Source organism: Burkholderia sp. Bp9142 (genome assembly GCF_003853415.1).
Lineage (GTDB): Bacteria > Pseudomonadota > Gammaproteobacteria > Burkholderiales > Burkholderiaceae > Burkholderia.
In genome coordinates, this window is the sequence record NZ_QTPP01000031.1 from 1 (window position 1) to 14,184 (window position 14,184).

Genomic DNA, 14,184 nt, shown 5'->3' on the forward strand with positions numbered 1-14,184 from the left:
GGCTACCCCCCCACCCCCCCCCCCCTCCCGCTACCCCCCCCCGGGGGGGGCCCCTTGTGCCCCCCGGGGCGCGCGGGGGGGCCCCCCGGGGGCCCCCCGCGCCCGGACCTGTCGGTCGGGTGGGGTGTCAGGCCTGGGGCGCCGCGAGCTTCTGCTCGAGTTCCGCGACGCGCTTCTCGAGTTCCTCGAGACGCACGCGGGTGCGGGCGAGCACCTGTGCCTGCGTGTCGAACTCCTCGCGCGTGACGAGATCGAGTTTCGAGAAGCCTTGCGACAGCATGGCCTTCACGTTGCGCTCGACATCCTTGGCCGGCGAGTTTTTCAGCAGGTCGCTGACGCGCGACTGCAGGTCGTTGAAAACATCGCTGGGTTGCTTCATGAGATTTCCCTTCCTTGCACAAAAAATGTGCATCTTCAGTTGCATACGTGCCCATGATGCACACATGACCGGAAATGGTGCGCCCGTGGCGCGAATTCCGGGCATGGCGCCGGCATGGGTGAATGGCCCGGTAAGCCGGGACGTGCGAGCACTCTAGCAACGATCCTTTCGGCGCGCCAGCAAACCTGGCCCACGTTGGCCATTCGGCCGGGCTTCCCTACCTTTCAGCATGCGATGCGACCCCGCTTCCGGGCCGTTCGACGCGACGCTCGAGCGAACATGGCATGCGAGTTGCTGAGGAAGAGACCGTTACAACATTCCAACCAATTCGACGGGACTACCCAGCGAGAGGACTTCATGAAACTGATTACCGCAATCATCAAGCCGTTCAAGCTCGATGAGACGCGCGAAGCGCTCTCCGCGCTCGGCGTCTCCGGCATCACGGTGACGGAGGTGAAAGGGTTCGGGCGCCAGAAGGGGCATACCGAGCTGTACCGGGGCGCCGAATACGTGGTCGATTTCCTGCCGAAGATGAAGATCGAGGCGGCCGTGTCCGACGATCTCGTCGACCAGGCGGTCGAGGCGATCGAACGGGCCGCACGCACCGGCAAGATCGGCGACGGGAAGATCTTCGTCACGCCGATCGAGCAGGTGATCCGGATCCGGACCGGGGAGACAGGCGCGGACGCGCTGTAACAGACAAAGACAAGCGACAAGAGGAAACCCGAGATGCGCAAACTTCTGATGTCCCTGCTGATGGCCGGCTCGCTGATCGCGGCCGGCGTCGGCCCCGCACTCGCTGACGACGCGGCCTCCGCCGCGGCTGCGTCCGCGCCCGCCGCAACGGCGTCCGATGCCTCGGCTGCCGCGGCTCCGGCCGCTTCGGCGCCGGCTGCCGACGCATCGGCTGCCGCCGCCACCCCCGCTTCGGGCGCCGCCGACGCATCGGCTGCGGCCGCCGCGTCCGCGCCGGCCGCCCCGGCGGCACCGACCGCGCCGTTCTCCGTCGATTCGTCGAAGATCAGCGCCGGCGACACCGCATGGATGCTGACCTCCACGGCGCTCGTGCTGTTCATGACGATCCCCGGCCTCGCGCTGTTCTACGCGGGCATGGTCCGCAAGAAGAACGTGCTCGCGACCGTGATGCAGAGCTTCGCGATCACCGCGGTGATCACGGTGCTGTGGACGGTGGTCGGCTACAGCCTCGCGTTCACGCCGGGCAACGGCTTCATCGGCGGCCTGTCGCGCGTGTTCCTGCACGGGATGAACTACATCAAGGGCGACAAGGCGACGACGCTGACCGTCAGCCACCTGGCGACGACGATTCCGGAATCGGTCTACTTCGTCTACCAGATGACGTTCGCGATCATCACGCCGGCGCTGATCTGCGGCGCGTTCGCCGACCGGATGAAGTTCTCGGCGATGCTCGTGTTCATGACGCTCTGGTCGCTGATCGTCTATGTGCCGATCGCGCACATGGTGTGGGAGCCGACTGGCTGGCTGTCGTCGGACGGCGTGCTCGACTTCGCGGGCGGCACGGTCGTGCACATCAACGCCGGTATCGCGGGCCTCGTGTCGTGCCTGATGCTCGGCAAGCGCGTCGGCTTCGGCCGTGAATCGATGGCGCCGCACAACCTCGTGCTGACGATGATCGGCGGCTCGATGCTGTGGGTCGGCTGGTTCGGCTTCAACGCGGGTTCCGCGGTCGCGGCCGACGGCCGTGCCGGCTTCGCGATGCTGACGACGCAAGTCGCGACGGCCTGCGCGGCGCTCGGCTGGATGTTCGCCGAGTGGATCGCGAAGGGCAAGCCGTCGGTGCTCGGCATCGTGTCGGGCGCGGTCGCGGGTCTGGTGGCGATCACGCCGGCGGCCGGCTTCGTCGGCGTGGCGGGCGCACTCGTGATCGGCATCGCCGCCGGCGTCGTGTGCTTCTGGTCGGCGACGTGGCTCAAGTCGAAGCTCGGCTACGACGATTCGCTCGATGCGTTCGGCGTGCACGGCGTGGGCGGGATTCTCGGCGCGCTGCTGACCGGCGTGTTCGCGGTCAAGGACATCGGCGGTTTCGACGGCAGCCTGCTGCTGCAGGCGAAGGGCGTACTGATCACGCTGGTGTACAGCGGCGTGCTGAGCTTCGTGCTGCTGAAGCTGATCGACCTGACGATCGGCCTGCGCGTGACCGAAGAGGAAGAGCGCGAAGGCCTCGACGTGGTGCTGCACGGCGAGCACGTCGAATAAGTCGTACGGATGACGGCGGGCCGCCGCGCAGACGGCGCCCGCCACGAATGAGCGCAGCGACTTCGGCCCGCCCACCCGGCGGGCTTTTTTTCTCCCGCGTCCTGCCGCCGTAGCGCATAACCCTTCGACCTATCGGGTCAATAGCCGAAAACTTCCTCCCAACCCTTGCGAAGCCGGGAACAATCCCCAAATGGGCGAGGCAATTGCTCTACAATCTTCATTCTCCCGCTCGCGAGTGATTCATGGTTCCCCACCTCGTTACCGCGTTGAACGGTCCGCTGCTCGAACTCGAGCAGAAGATCCTCGACGCGACGCCTGCGATCGAACGCTGGTTCAGGCTCGAATGGCAGGAACACACCCCGCCGTTCTATTGTTCGGTGGACCTGCGCAACGCCGGCTTCAAGCTGGCGCCCGTCGACGCGAACCTGTTCCCCGGCGCGTTCAATAATCTGCCGTCCGAAGTGCTGCCGCTCGCCGTCCAGGCCGCGATGGCCGCGATCGAGAAGATCTGCCCGGACGCGAAGAACCTGCTCGTGATTCCCGAGCTGCCGACCCGCAACGCGTTCTACCTGGAAAACGTCGCGCGGCTCGCGACGATCATGCGCCAGGCCGGCCTGAACGTGCGCTTCGGCTCGCTCGACCCGAGCATCACCGACATGACACCGATCACGCTGGCCGACGGTCAGAAGATCGTGCTCGAACCGCTCGAGCGTTCGCAGCGCCGCCTCGGCCTGAAGAATTTCGATCCGTGCTCGATCCTGCTGAACAACGACCTGTCGGCCGGGATTCCCGCCGTGCTGGAGAACCTGCACGAGCAGTACCTGCTGCCGCCGCTGCACGCGGGCTGGGCCGTGCGCCGCAAGTCGACGCACTTTGCATGCTACGACGACGTCGCGAAGAAGTTCGCGAAGATGGTCGGCGTCGATCCGTGGATGGTGAATCCGTATTTCGCGCATGTCGAAGGCGTCGACTGGCAGGCGCATGAAGGCGAGCAGGCGCTCGCCGACGCGATCGACGGCGTGCTGAAGAAGATCGCGCGCAAGTACCGCGAATACGGGATCAGTGAAAAGCCGTACGTCGTCGTGAAGGCCGACGCGGGCACCGCCGGGCGCGGTGTGATGACCGTGCACGACGCGGCCGAGATCGGCCGCATGTCGAAGGCCGAGCGCGCGCAGATGGCCGAGTCGAAGGCCGGCCTTGAGGTGCGCGACGTGATCGTGCAGGAAGGCGTCTATACGTTCGAGCGCGTCGGCGACGAAGTCGCGGAGCCCGTCGTGTACATGATCGACCGCTACGTGGTCGGCGGTTTCTACCGCACGCACGGCGGCCGCGAGCGCGACCAGAACCTGAACGCGCCCGGCATGCATTACGTGCCGCTCGGCTTCGAGCACACCGCGCTGCCGGATGCCGGCGCGAAGCCGGGTGCCGCGCCGCCGAACCGCTTCTACATGTACGGCGTCGTCGCGCGCCTGTCGCTGATCGCGTCGTCGATCGAACTGGAAAAGACCGATCCCGAAGCCATCCAGGTGTAACGGCTTCGCCACGTACAGGACCCGCATGGACATTCTCTTTATCGCCGACCCGCTCGAGCGCTTCAAGATCTACAAGGATTCGACCTACGCGATGATGGCGGAGGCTGCGCGCCGCGGGCATGCGGTGTACGCGTGCCAGCCGCACCAGCTCGCGTGGACGGGCTCGGGCGTCGAGGCGGACGTGCAGCGCGTGACGATCGTCGGCGACACGGCCGACCTGCATCGTCATCCGTGGTACGAGGCGGCCGCGCATGAATCCCGCCGGCTGACGTCGTTCGGCGCGGTGCTGATGCGCAAGGATCCGCCGTTCGACATGGAATACGTGACGGCCACCTGGATGCTCGAGCTTGCCGAGCGCGCAGGCGCACGCGTGTTCAACAAGCCGCAGTCGATCCGCGATCACTCGGAGAAGCTGGCGATCGGCGAGTTTCCGCAGTTCGTCGCGCCGACGCTCGTCACGCGTGACGCCGCCCGCTTGCGTGCGTTCCACGCCGAGCATGGCGACGTGATCGTGAAGCCGCTCGACGGGATGGGCGGGATGGGCGTGTTCCGCGTGAAGGCCGACGGGATGAATCTCGGCGCGATCATCGAGATGCTCGGTCATGACGGCACGCGCTCGCTGATGATCCAGAAGTTCATTCCCGAGATCAAGGCGGGCGACAAGCGCATTCTGCTGATCGCGGGCGAGCCGGTGCCGTATTCGCTCGCGCGGATCCCGCAGGGCAGCGAGGTGCGCGGCAATCTCGCCGCGGGCGGGCTGGGCGTCGCGCAGCCGCTGACGCCGCGCGATCGCGAGATCGCCGAGACGCTCGGGCCGGTGCTCGCCGCGCGCGGGCTGCTGCTGGTCGGGCTCGACGCGATCGGCGACTGGCTGACCGAGGTGAACGTGACGAGCCCGACGTGCTTCCGCGAAATCATGGAGCAGACGGGCTTCGACGTCGCCGCGATGTTCATCGACGCGCTGGAGCGGGCGGCCGCGTAGCCCGCTTTCCGCGCAACCCCGGCGGCGGCCGCGCAGGTCCCCCGTCGCCGGAGCGGTTCGACCGGCCTGCTACAATGCCCGCTTGCCCGGTGCCGCGAACAGCGCGCCGAAGGCCCGGCGGTCGGGCCGAAACCGTTGCAAGGCTGAACATGAAACGATTCCCACACTCGCTATGCTCGTTGCCCCGCCGCGGGGCGTCGGCCCGCCAGGGGCGGCCGGGGGCGGTCTGACATGGCCGGGATTCTGATCATCGCGCACGCGCCGCTCGCCACCGCGCTGCGGGACTGCATCGCGCACATCTACGGCGGCGTGCCCGCGCGCATCGGCTGTATCGACGTGCTGGCGGACAGCGACCCCACCCAGGTGATGGCGTTCGCGCATGCGGAGCTCGCGCGGCTCAGGGAAGAGAACGGCGTCGTCGTGCTGACCGACATGTACGGCGCGACGCCCGCGAACATCGCGGGCCAGCTCGCGAAGCTCGACAACGTGCGCGTGCTGGCGGGCGTGAACCTGCCGATGCTGGTGCGGGCCGTCTGCTACCGCACCGTGCCACTCGACAAGCTCGTCGACAAGGCGCTGTCCGGCGGCGCGAAGGGCGTCCATGAAGTGGCGGCCGGCACGCCGCCGCCGCCGACCGAGGCCGGCTGCGGCCAATGCGCGCCGATTCCGCCCGAGCCGCAATCGCGCACCGAGTCGCACTGACCGTCCCGTTTTCCGTTTTAGACCGACCCGCCGACGCACGTCGCCGGCGGCCTCGACCGACCCGCCGACGCACGTCGCCGGCGGCCTCGACCGACCCGACCGAGAATCATGCTTCAACAAGAAACCACCATCGTCAACAAATTGGGGCTCCATGCACGCGCATCGGCCAAGCTTACGCAACTGGCCGGCAACTTCCAGTCGGAAGTCTGGATGACGCGCAACGGACGCAAGATCAACGCGAAAAGCATCATGGGCGTGATGATGCTCGCGGCGGGCATCGGCAGCTCGGTGACGATCGAGACCGAAGGTCCCGACGAACGCGAGGCAATGGACGCGCTGCTCAAGCTGATCTCGGACAAGTTCGGCGAAGGTCAGTGATCCGCGCACAGCGCACGGGATCGCTGCCGTTTCCAGTCAGAATGCCGCGTTTTCCGCGGCATTTTTTTCGTCCGAAGCATTGATGCGGAAAGTGCAATGCTGCGCTGCACGCAGTCAGCATGGAGGCGCGGAATTTATAATCACTAACCGGGGTCATAAGCGCATCGCAGCAGTGTGCCGCGGCTTTACTTGTACAGAGGAGGTGCGCGTGTCTTTCACGCTGCATGGCATTCCCGTCTCACGTGGTATCGCGATCGGGCGAGCGTACCTGATCGCGCCGGCGGCGCTCGACGTCGCCCACTACCTGGTCGAGGCGAACCAGATCGACGCCGAGGTCGAGCGTTTCCGCACGGCGCGCGAGGTCGTGCATCGCGAACTCGAGGCGCTGCGCGCCGACCTGACCGACGACACGCCGACCGAAGTGGGCGCGTTCATCGACGTCCACGCGATGATCCTGAGCGACGCGATGCTCGTGCAGGAAACCATCGACCTGATCCGCACGCGCCGCTACAACGTCGAATGGGCGCTGACCGAGCAGCTCGAGCTGCTCACGCGCCACTTCGACGACATCGAGGACGAATACCTGCGCGAGCGCAAGGCCGACATCGAACAGGTGGTCGAGCGCGTGCTGAAGGCGCTCGCGGGCGCGCCTTCGGCATCGCAGGCGCTCGATCGCGCGGCCGCGCAAGGCCAGAACGAGATGATCGTCGTCGCGCACGACATCGCGCCGGCCGACATGATGCAGTTCAAGTCGCAGTCGTTCCAGGCGTTCGTCACCGATCTGGGCGGCCGCACGTCGCACACGGCGATCGTCGCGCGCAGCCTCGGCATTCCGGCCGCGGTCGGCGTCCAGCATGCGAGCGCGCTGATCCGCCAGAACGACCTGATCATCGTCGACGGCGACCAGGGGATCGTGATCGTCGATCCGGCGCCGATCGTCCTCGAGGAATATTCGTACCGCCAGTCCGAGAAGCTGCTGGAGCAACGCAAGCTGCAGCGCCTGAAGTTCTCGCCGACGCAAACGTTGTGCGGCACCAAGATCGAGCTGTACGCGAACATCGAACTGCCCGACGACGCGAAGGCTGCCGTCGAGGCCGGCGCGGTCGGCGTCGGGCTGTTCCGCTCCGAGTTCCTGTTCATGCATCAGAAGGAGATGCCGGAGGAGGAAGAGCAGTTCGCCGCGTACAAGCGCGCGGTCGAGTGGATGAAGGGCATGCCGGTGACGATCCGCACGATCGACGTCGGCGCGGACAAGCCGCTCGAGGCGCTCGACGAAGGCTACGAGACGGCGCCGAACCCGGCGCTTGGCCTGCGCGCGATCCGCTGGAGCCTGTCCGAGCCGCAGATGTTCCTCACGCAGCTGCGCGCGATCCTGCGCGCGTCCGCGTTCGGGCAGGTGAAGATCCTGATCCCGATGCTCGCGCACGCGCAGGAGATCGACCAGACGCTCGACCTGATCCGCGAGGCGAAGCGCCAGCTCGACGACGCGGGGCTCGCGTACGATCCGAACGTGCGCATCGGCGCGATGATCGAGATCCCGGCCGCGGCGATCGCGCTGCCGCTGTTCCTGAAGCGCTTCGACTTCCTGTCGATCGGCACGAACGACCTGATCCAGTACACGCTCGCGATCGACCGCGCGGACAACGCGGTCGCGCACCTGTACGACCCGCTGCATCCGGCGGTGCTGCACCTGATCGCCTATACGCTGCGCGAAGCGAAGCGCGCGGGCGTGTCCGTATCGGTGTGCGGGGAGATGGCGGGCGATCCGGCGCTCACGCGCCTGTTGCTCGGGATGGGGCTCACCGAATTCTCGATGCACCCGAGCCAGTTGCTGGTCGTGAAGCAGGAGATCCTGCGCGCGCACCTGAAGGCGCTCGAAAAGCCGACGGCCGACGTGCTGGCCGCGTTCGAGCCCGAGGAAGTGCAGGCGGCGCTCAAGCGCCTGGCGGTCGCGGAACCGCGCGCGGACGCGGCCGCCTAGGCGGCGCGGGCCGCGCCGCGGCATCGTAGCGAACGTAGCGAAACGTCACGCATGCGCCGTTCGGCGCATGCATCGCGCGCGCGTCAGTGCCGGCCCTGGCACACGGGGCAGTCGGCCTGGCGCGCGATCTTCATCGTCGTCCATTCCATCCGCAGCGAGTCGAGCATCATCAGCCGGCCGTTGAGCGTCGTGCCGATCGCGCCGATCACGCGCAGCGCTTCGGCGGCCTGCATCGCGCCGATGATCCCGACCGTCGGTGCGAACACGCCCATCGTCGCGCAGGCGACTTCCTCGAACGGCTGGTCTTCCGGAAACACGCACGCATAGCAGGGCGCGGCCGGGTCGCGGAAGTCGAACGTGCTGATCTGGCCGTCGAAGCGCAGCGCGGCGCCCGACACGAGCGGCACGCCGTGCGCGACGCACGCGCGGTTGATCGCATGGCGCGTCGCGAAGTTGTCGGTGCAGTCGAGCACGACGCTCGCCTGCGGCACGTGTGCGTCGAGCCACGCATCGTCGACGCGCACCGCGACCGCATGCACGGTCACTTCCGGGTTCAGTTGCGCGAGCGTGTCGCGCCCCGATTCGACCTTGCTGCGGCCGACCGATGCGGTTACGTGCAGGATCTGCCGCTGCAGGTTCGTGAGGTCGACCGTGTCGGCGTCGACCAGCGTGATCGTGCCGACGCCGGACGCCGCGAGATACATCGCGGCCGGTGAGCCGAGGCCGCCCGCGCCGACGACGATCGCATGCGCGTCGAGGAAGCGCTGCTGCGCCTCGATGCCGATTTCGTCGACGAGGATGTGGCGGGAGTAGCGAAGGAGTTGATCGTCGTTCATGGGGAAGTCGTGGGCGAGGCGGCGGACCTGGGGTTATTTTAGGCGCGCATGAAAAACGGGCCATCGCGGTCTTCCCGCGATGGCCCGTCGGATGCCCGGCCGGCGCTTACTGCGGTGCCGACGCGGGCTTCGGTGCCGAGGCGGGCTTCGGTGCGGCCGCCTTCGCGCCCGACGCCTTCGCGGCGGACGCGGCCTTGCCGGCCGGGCTCTTCGCCGTGCTCTCGGCGAGCAGCGACTTCGATTCCTGCACCGGCTTGCCTTCGAGCTTGTTGAGCGCCTGCTGCATCATGAAGTCGTCGGCGCTGCCGAACTCGATCGGCTTGCGATCGCGGTCCTTCTGGCGTTGCTCCGGCGTCTTCTTGTCGTTCTGCTCCTCGAGGACGCGCAGCTGGTCCATCCGGCGCTGCTCGCGCTCTTCCTGTTCCTTCTTCTCGTTCGGATCCTGCGTGTTCGCGAGGTGGTTCGTGTAATCGACCTCGCGCGTCACGAGCACGTCGTCCGGATCGCCGTCCGCATACTGATCGACCGGCACGTCGGGCGTGATGCCCTTGTTCTGGATCGAACGGCCGCTCGGCGTGTAGTAGTAGGCGGTCGTCAGGCGCAGCGCGGTGTCGGCCGTCATCGGACGGACCGTCTGCACCGAGCCCTTGCCGAACGTCGTCTTGCCCATGATCTGCGCGCGCTTCGAATCCTGCAGCGCGCCGGCGACGATTTCCGACGCGGACGCCGAGTACGCGTTCGTCAGCACGACCATCGGCACGGTCTTGAAGACCGGCGGCAGGCTCTTCAGCGGATCGCCGTCGAAGGACGGCAGGCGGTAGTTGTCGTAGGTATCGCGGTAGACCTGCTTCGAATCCGGGATCTGGCCGTTGGTCGACACGACGACGGAGTCGGGCGGCAGGAACGCGCCGGCGACGCCGACCGCGCTCTGCAGCAGGCCGCCGCCGTTGTTGCGCAGGTCGACGATCAGGCCCTTCAGGTTCGGCTGCTGGCGTGCGATGTCCTGCAGCTTCGCGGCGAGATCGGGCGTCGTGCGCTCCTGGAAGCTCGTGATCCGGATGTATGCGTAGCCCGGGTCGAGCAGCTTCATCTTCACGCTCTGGACCTTGATGATCGCGCGCGTGACCGTGATCGGGAACGTGCGGTCGTCGCTCTTGCGGAAGATCGTCAGCGTGACCTTGGTGCCCGGCTCGCCGCGCATCTGCTTGACGGCCTTGTCGAGCGTCATGCCGCGCACCGGCTTGTCGTTGATGCGCGTGATCAGGTCGCCCGGACGGATGCCGGCGCGGAACGCGGGGGTATCCTCGATCGGCGAGATCACCTTGACGAGGCCGTCTTCCTGCGAGATCTCGATGCCGAGGCCCGCGAAGCGCCCCTTGGTCTGCTCCTGCAGCTCGTCATAGTCGGTCTTGTCCAGGAACGACGAATGCGGGTCGAGGCTCGACACCATGCCCTTGATCGCCGCCGTCAGCAGCTTCTTGTCGTCGACCGGCTCGACATACTCGCGCTTGATCTGGCCGAACACTTCCGCGAACAGGCGGAGCTGGTCGAGGGGAAGCGGCGCCGTGGCGGTCTGCTCGGCCGACGCCGAAACCTGCAGCGTGGCGAATACGCCCGTGGCGAGGCCCGCGGCAATCAGGCCGATGTTCTTCAATTTCATTCGCATAGAGAGTCTGGTGCGGTCGGGAAGCGCGTGGCGGTAGCGGGGATGTAGCGGACAAGTATAACTGTTCGCCCGATTGCTCAGTGGAACGGTGCGAAATGGTCCCGCGGTCCCGGGCCCCGAGCCCCGGCGGGGTGCCGCCGGACGCGCTGCGGATTCGAAAGCCGATTCGACAGCACCGGGGCCGCGAAGGTTCGCGCCGCGTTCGCGCCGCGCGCCGGGGCGTGCCGGACAGGCTGCGCCCGACGCGGCATGCCCGGCGTGTCGGGCGTCAGCCCGCCTTGCCCTGCTTCGCGACGGCGGCCTGTGCCTTCGCGATCGCGTCCTGGTCGCCCAGGTAGTAGTGCGTGATCGGCTTCAGGTCCTCGTCGAGTTCATACACGAGCGGCACGCCGTTGGGGATGTTCAGGCCGACGATGTCGCTGTCCGAGATGCCGTCGAGGTACTTGATCAGCGCGCGCAGCGAGTTGCCGTGCGCGGCGATCAGCACCTGCTTGCCCGCACGGACGGCCGGCGCGATCGACTCGTTCCACAGCGGCAGCACGCGCGCGACCGTATCCTTCAGGCACTCGGTGAGCGGCAGCTGCTCGCGCGGCACCTTCGCGTAGCGCGGGTCGCTGAACGGTGCGCGTTCGTCGGTCGGCTCGAGCGCGGGCGGCGGCGTGTCGTAACTGCGGCGCCACACGAGCACCTGGTCGTCGCCGAACTTCGCGGCCGTTTCCGCCTTGTTCAGGCCCGACAGCGCGCCGTAGTGGCGCTCGTTCAGGCGCCACGAGTGGACGACCGGCAGGTACATCAGGTCCATCTTGTCCTGCACGTGCCACAGCGTGCGGATCGCGCGCTTGAGCACCGACGTGTACGCGATGTCGAACGTGTAGCCGGCCTCCTTGAGCAATTCGCCGGCCTGGTAGGCCTCGTTGCGACCCTGTTCGGTCAGGTCGACGTCGACCCAGCCGGTGAAGCGGTTTTCCTTGTTCCACGTCGATTCGCCGTGGCGGATGAGAACGAGTTTGTACATGGATCTTGCGGTCGGTAGTGAAGGAAGCGGGGCGCGCCGCGCGGTACCCGGTCCGGGCCCGCCATCGCGCAAGACGGTTATTTTATAATGGCGGGATTGTCCTTTTCCGATTTCTCTTTTTCCGGCGGAATTCCGTGAAGTTCTTTACCGATTACACGAACCTGGCCCTTATCGCGATCCTGCTGGTTTCCGGCGGTCTGCTCGCATGGCCCGCCCTGCGTCGCGGCCGCGGCGGCCTGTCGGCCGCGGAGGCGACGCAGCTCATCAATCGCCGCAACGCGGTCGTGATCGACCTGCGCGCGGCGTCCGACTTCGCCGCCGGCCACCTGCCGTCTGCACGTCAGGTCGCCGCCGGCGAGATCGGCGCGAAGATTGCGCAGGTCGCGAAAAACAAGAGCACCCCCGTGCTGCTCGTCTGCCAGAACGGCCAGCAGTCGCAGAAGGCGGCGCGCGAGATCGAGGCGGCTGGCTATGCCGAGGTACACGTGCTCGAGGGCGGCGTCGCCGCCTGGCAGCAGGCCGGGATGCCGGTCGTCAAACAAGGAGTGGCGAAGTGAGCAAGGTTTTGATGTACAGCACGCAGGTGTGTCCGTATTGCATTCAGGCCGAGCGCCTGCTGAAGCTGCGCGGCGTCGAGCAGATCGAAAAGGTGCTGGTCGACCGCGATCCGGGCCGCCGTGAGGAAATGATGTCGCGCACGGGCCGTCGCACGGTGCCGCAGATCTATATCGGCGAGACGCACGTCGGCGGTTACGACGATCTGTCGAAGCTCGACCGCGAAGGCGGGCTGTTGCCGCTTCTGCAAGCGGCCTGATTAGGGCAGAATGGCCGCCGGCCGCGCCGCGGCTTGGGCGCGCAGGATTCAACCGAGGCGGCCGGCGTGAAGCCGGGCCGCCCCGTCACCACTTTTAGGGAAACACCATGTCCGACGTCGAAAACCAACCGTTCTTCAACATCCAGCGCGTCTACCTGAAGGATATGTCGCTCGAGCAGCCGAATTCGCCGGCGATCTTCCTCGAGCAGGACATGCCGTCGGTTGAAGTCGAAGTCGACGTCAAGGCCGAGCGTCTCGCGGAAAGCGTGTTCGAAGTCGTCGTGTCGGGTACCGTCACCGCGAAGGTGAAGGACAAGGTCGCGTTCCTGATCGAAGCGAAGCAGGCCGGCATTTTCGACATTCGCAACATTCCCGACGAACAGCTCGACCCGCTCGTCGGCATCGCCTGCCCGACGATCCTGTTCCCGTACCTGCGCTCGAACATCGCCGACGCGATCACGCGTGCGGGCTTCCCGCCGATCCACCTGGCGGAAATCAACTTCCAGGCGCTGTACGAGCAGCGTCTCGCGCAGCTTCAGCAGCAGCAGGCCGGTGCGGCAGGCGCGCCGAACGGCACGACGCTGAACTGACGTTTCACTCCGGACCGGTGCTGGGTATGAAAGTAGCCGTTCTCGGCGCCGGTGCCTGGGGCACCGCGCTCGCGGGCCATCTGGCCGCGCGGCACGATACGCTTCTCTGGGCGCGCGACGCCGCGCTGATCGCCGGGCTGCAGGCCCGGCACGAAAATTCCCGCTATCTGGACGGCATCGCGCTGCCCGATGCGCTGCGCTACGACGCCGATCTCGGCGCCGCGCTCGCGCACGGCGCCGCGGACGACGCGCTGTGCGTGATCGCCGCGCCCGTGGCCGGGCTGCGCACGCTGTTCGGCGCGATGCGCGACGCGGGCTGCGTGCCTGCGCACGTCGTGTGGGTCTGCAAGGGCTTCGAGGCCGACACGCATCTGCTGCCGCACCAGGTGATCGCGGCCGAACTGCCGGGGCAGCACAGCAACGGCGTGCTGTCGGGGCCGAGCTTTGCCCGCGAGGTCGGGCTCGGGCTGCCCGTCGCGCTGACGATCGCGAGCACGTCCGCCGAATGCCGCGAGCGCACGCTCGCCGCGTTCCATCACGGCGCGATGCGGATCTATACGGGTGACGACGTGGTCGGTGTCGAGGTCGGCGGCGCGGTGAAGAACGTGCTGGCGATCGCGACCGGCATCGCCGACGGTCTCGGTCTCGGGCTGAATGCGCGCGCCGCGCTGGTCACGCGCGGCCTCGCCGAAATGTCACGCCTCGGCGTCGCGCTCGGCGGCCGTGCGGAAACCTTCACGGGCCTCACGGGCCTCGGCGACCTGATCCTCACCGCGACGGGCGACCTGTCGCGCAATCGCACGGTCGGCCTGCAGTTGGCGGCCGGCCGCTCGCTGAACGACATCCTTGGCGCCCTGGGCCATGTGGCCGAAGGGGTGCGCTGCGCGCAGGCCGTGCTCGCGCTCGCGCGTGCGCAATCGATCGAAATGCCGATCACCGAAGCCGTATGCGGCGTGCTGTTCGACGGCGTCGCACCGCGCGATGCGGTCAGCGGCCTGCTGCGGCGCGACGCGCGCGCCGAATAACGCCGACGAATCACGCCGATTTTTGCGGCCGGGCGCGCTCGCGCAAAGC

Annotated in this window: 15 protein-coding genes; 11 read left to right on the plus strand and 4 right to left on the minus strand. The window is 67.3% G+C overall.

Annotation, left to right across the window (positions count from 1 at the left end):
• Window positions 1-127 precede the first annotated feature (127 nt).
• Entirely contained in the window at window positions 128-379 is a 252-nt protein-coding gene (locus DIE22_RS27530) for an accessory factor UbiK family protein (RefSeq protein ID WP_006489451.1), read from the minus strand.
• 357 nt (window positions 380-736) lie between these two features.
• Here DIE22_RS27530 and DIE22_RS27535 point away from each other — a divergent pair, with 357 nt between their 5' ends.
• The 7 genes from DIE22_RS27535 to ptsP all read left to right on the plus strand — a co-directional run bounded on the left by DIE22_RS27535 (window position 737) and on the right by ptsP (window position 8,189).
• Window positions 737-1,075 (plus strand): P-II family nitrogen regulator, encoded by a 339-nt coding sequence (locus DIE22_RS27535; RefSeq protein WP_006398175.1) that lies wholly within the window; start codon window positions 737-739, stop codon window positions 1,073-1,075.
• 33 nt (window positions 1,076-1,108) lie between these two features.
• A complete protein-coding gene (locus DIE22_RS27540; RefSeq protein ID WP_124606521.1) occupies window positions 1,109-2,614 on the plus strand; it encodes an ammonium transporter in 1,506 nt (501 codons plus the stop codon).
• 242 nt (window positions 2,615-2,856) lie between these two features.
• Window positions 2,857-4,146: a glutamate--cysteine ligase gene (gene gshA / locus DIE22_RS27545; protein ID WP_124496682.1), complete on the plus strand. Its 1,290-nt coding sequence runs from the start codon at window positions 2,857-2,859 to the stop codon at window positions 4,144-4,146.
• A gap of 25 nt (window positions 4,147-4,171) precedes the next feature.
• Window positions 4,172-5,128 (plus strand): glutathione synthase, encoded by a 957-nt coding sequence (gene gshB, locus DIE22_RS27550; RefSeq protein ID WP_124496683.1) that lies wholly within the window; start codon window positions 4,172-4,174, stop codon window positions 5,126-5,128.
• A gap of 231 nt (window positions 5,129-5,359) precedes the next feature.
• On the plus strand, window positions 5,360-5,830 hold the full coding sequence (locus DIE22_RS27555) for a PTS sugar transporter subunit IIA (RefSeq protein WP_124606522.1): 471 nt from the start codon (window positions 5,360-5,362) through the stop codon (window positions 5,828-5,830).
• Window positions 5,831-5,938: 108 nt separating this feature from the next.
• Window positions 5,939-6,208 carry an HPr family phosphocarrier protein gene (locus DIE22_RS27560; protein WP_124496685.1) on the plus strand — a complete coding sequence of 90 codons (270 nt, stop codon included), beginning with the start codon at window positions 5,939-5,941 and terminating at the stop codon, window positions 6,206-6,208.
• A 208-nt stretch (window positions 6,209-6,416) separates the two neighbouring features.
• Window positions 6,417-8,189 carry a phosphoenolpyruvate--protein phosphotransferase gene (gene ptsP, locus DIE22_RS27565; RefSeq protein WP_124496687.1) on the plus strand — a complete coding sequence of 591 codons (1,773 nt, stop codon included), beginning with the start codon at window positions 6,417-6,419 and terminating at the stop codon, window positions 8,187-8,189.
• 83 nt (window positions 8,190-8,272) lie between these two features.
• On the opposite strand, the gene DIE22_RS27570 is transcribed toward ptsP, so the two are convergent.
• The 3 genes from DIE22_RS27570 to gpmA all read right to left on the minus strand — a co-directional run bounded on the left by DIE22_RS27570 (window position 8,273) and on the right by gpmA (window position 11,706).
• On the minus strand, window positions 8,273-9,025 hold the full coding sequence (locus DIE22_RS27570) for a HesA/MoeB/ThiF family protein (RefSeq protein ID WP_124496689.1): 753 nt from the start codon (window positions 9,023-9,025) through the stop codon (window positions 8,273-8,275).
• A 106-nt stretch (window positions 9,026-9,131) separates the two neighbouring features.
• Window positions 9,132-10,691 carry a S41 family peptidase gene (locus DIE22_RS27575; RefSeq protein ID WP_124496690.1) on the minus strand — a complete coding sequence of 520 codons (1,560 nt, stop codon included), beginning with the start codon at window positions 10,689-10,691 and terminating at the stop codon, window positions 9,132-9,134.
• A gap of 268 nt (window positions 10,692-10,959) precedes the next feature.
• Window positions 10,960-11,706: a 2,3-diphosphoglycerate-dependent phosphoglycerate mutase gene (gpmA, locus tag DIE22_RS27580; RefSeq protein WP_124496692.1), complete on the minus strand. Its 747-nt coding sequence runs from the start codon at window positions 11,704-11,706 to the stop codon at window positions 10,960-10,962.
• A 134-nt stretch (window positions 11,707-11,840) separates the two neighbouring features.
• Between gpmA and DIE22_RS27585 the strand changes: the two genes are divergently transcribed.
• The 4 genes from DIE22_RS27585 (at window position 11,841) to DIE22_RS27600 (ending at window position 14,135) form a co-directional block, all read left to right on the plus strand.
• Window positions 11,841-12,263 (plus strand): rhodanese-like domain-containing protein, encoded by a 423-nt coding sequence (locus tag DIE22_RS27585; RefSeq protein ID WP_124496694.1) that lies wholly within the window; start codon window positions 11,841-11,843, stop codon window positions 12,261-12,263.
• Window positions 12,260-12,520, plus strand: a complete 261-nt coding sequence (gene grxC, locus DIE22_RS27590; protein ID WP_124496696.1) for a glutaredoxin 3 — start codon at window positions 12,260-12,262, stop codon at window positions 12,518-12,520. Before DIE22_RS27585 ends, grxC begins: the two co-directional genes overlap by 4 nt.
• Window positions 12,521-12,627: 107 nt before the next feature.
• Window positions 12,628-13,110: a protein-export chaperone SecB gene (secB, locus tag DIE22_RS27595; protein ID WP_014895954.1), complete on the plus strand. Its 483-nt coding sequence runs from the start codon at window positions 12,628-12,630 to the stop codon at window positions 13,108-13,110.
• Between the two features lie 26 nt (window positions 13,111-13,136).
• On the plus strand, window positions 13,137-14,135 hold the full coding sequence (locus tag DIE22_RS27600) for an NAD(P)H-dependent glycerol-3-phosphate dehydrogenase (RefSeq protein ID WP_124606523.1): 999 nt from the start codon (window positions 13,137-13,139) through the stop codon (window positions 14,133-14,135).
• Window positions 14,136-14,184: the final 49 nt, after the last annotated feature.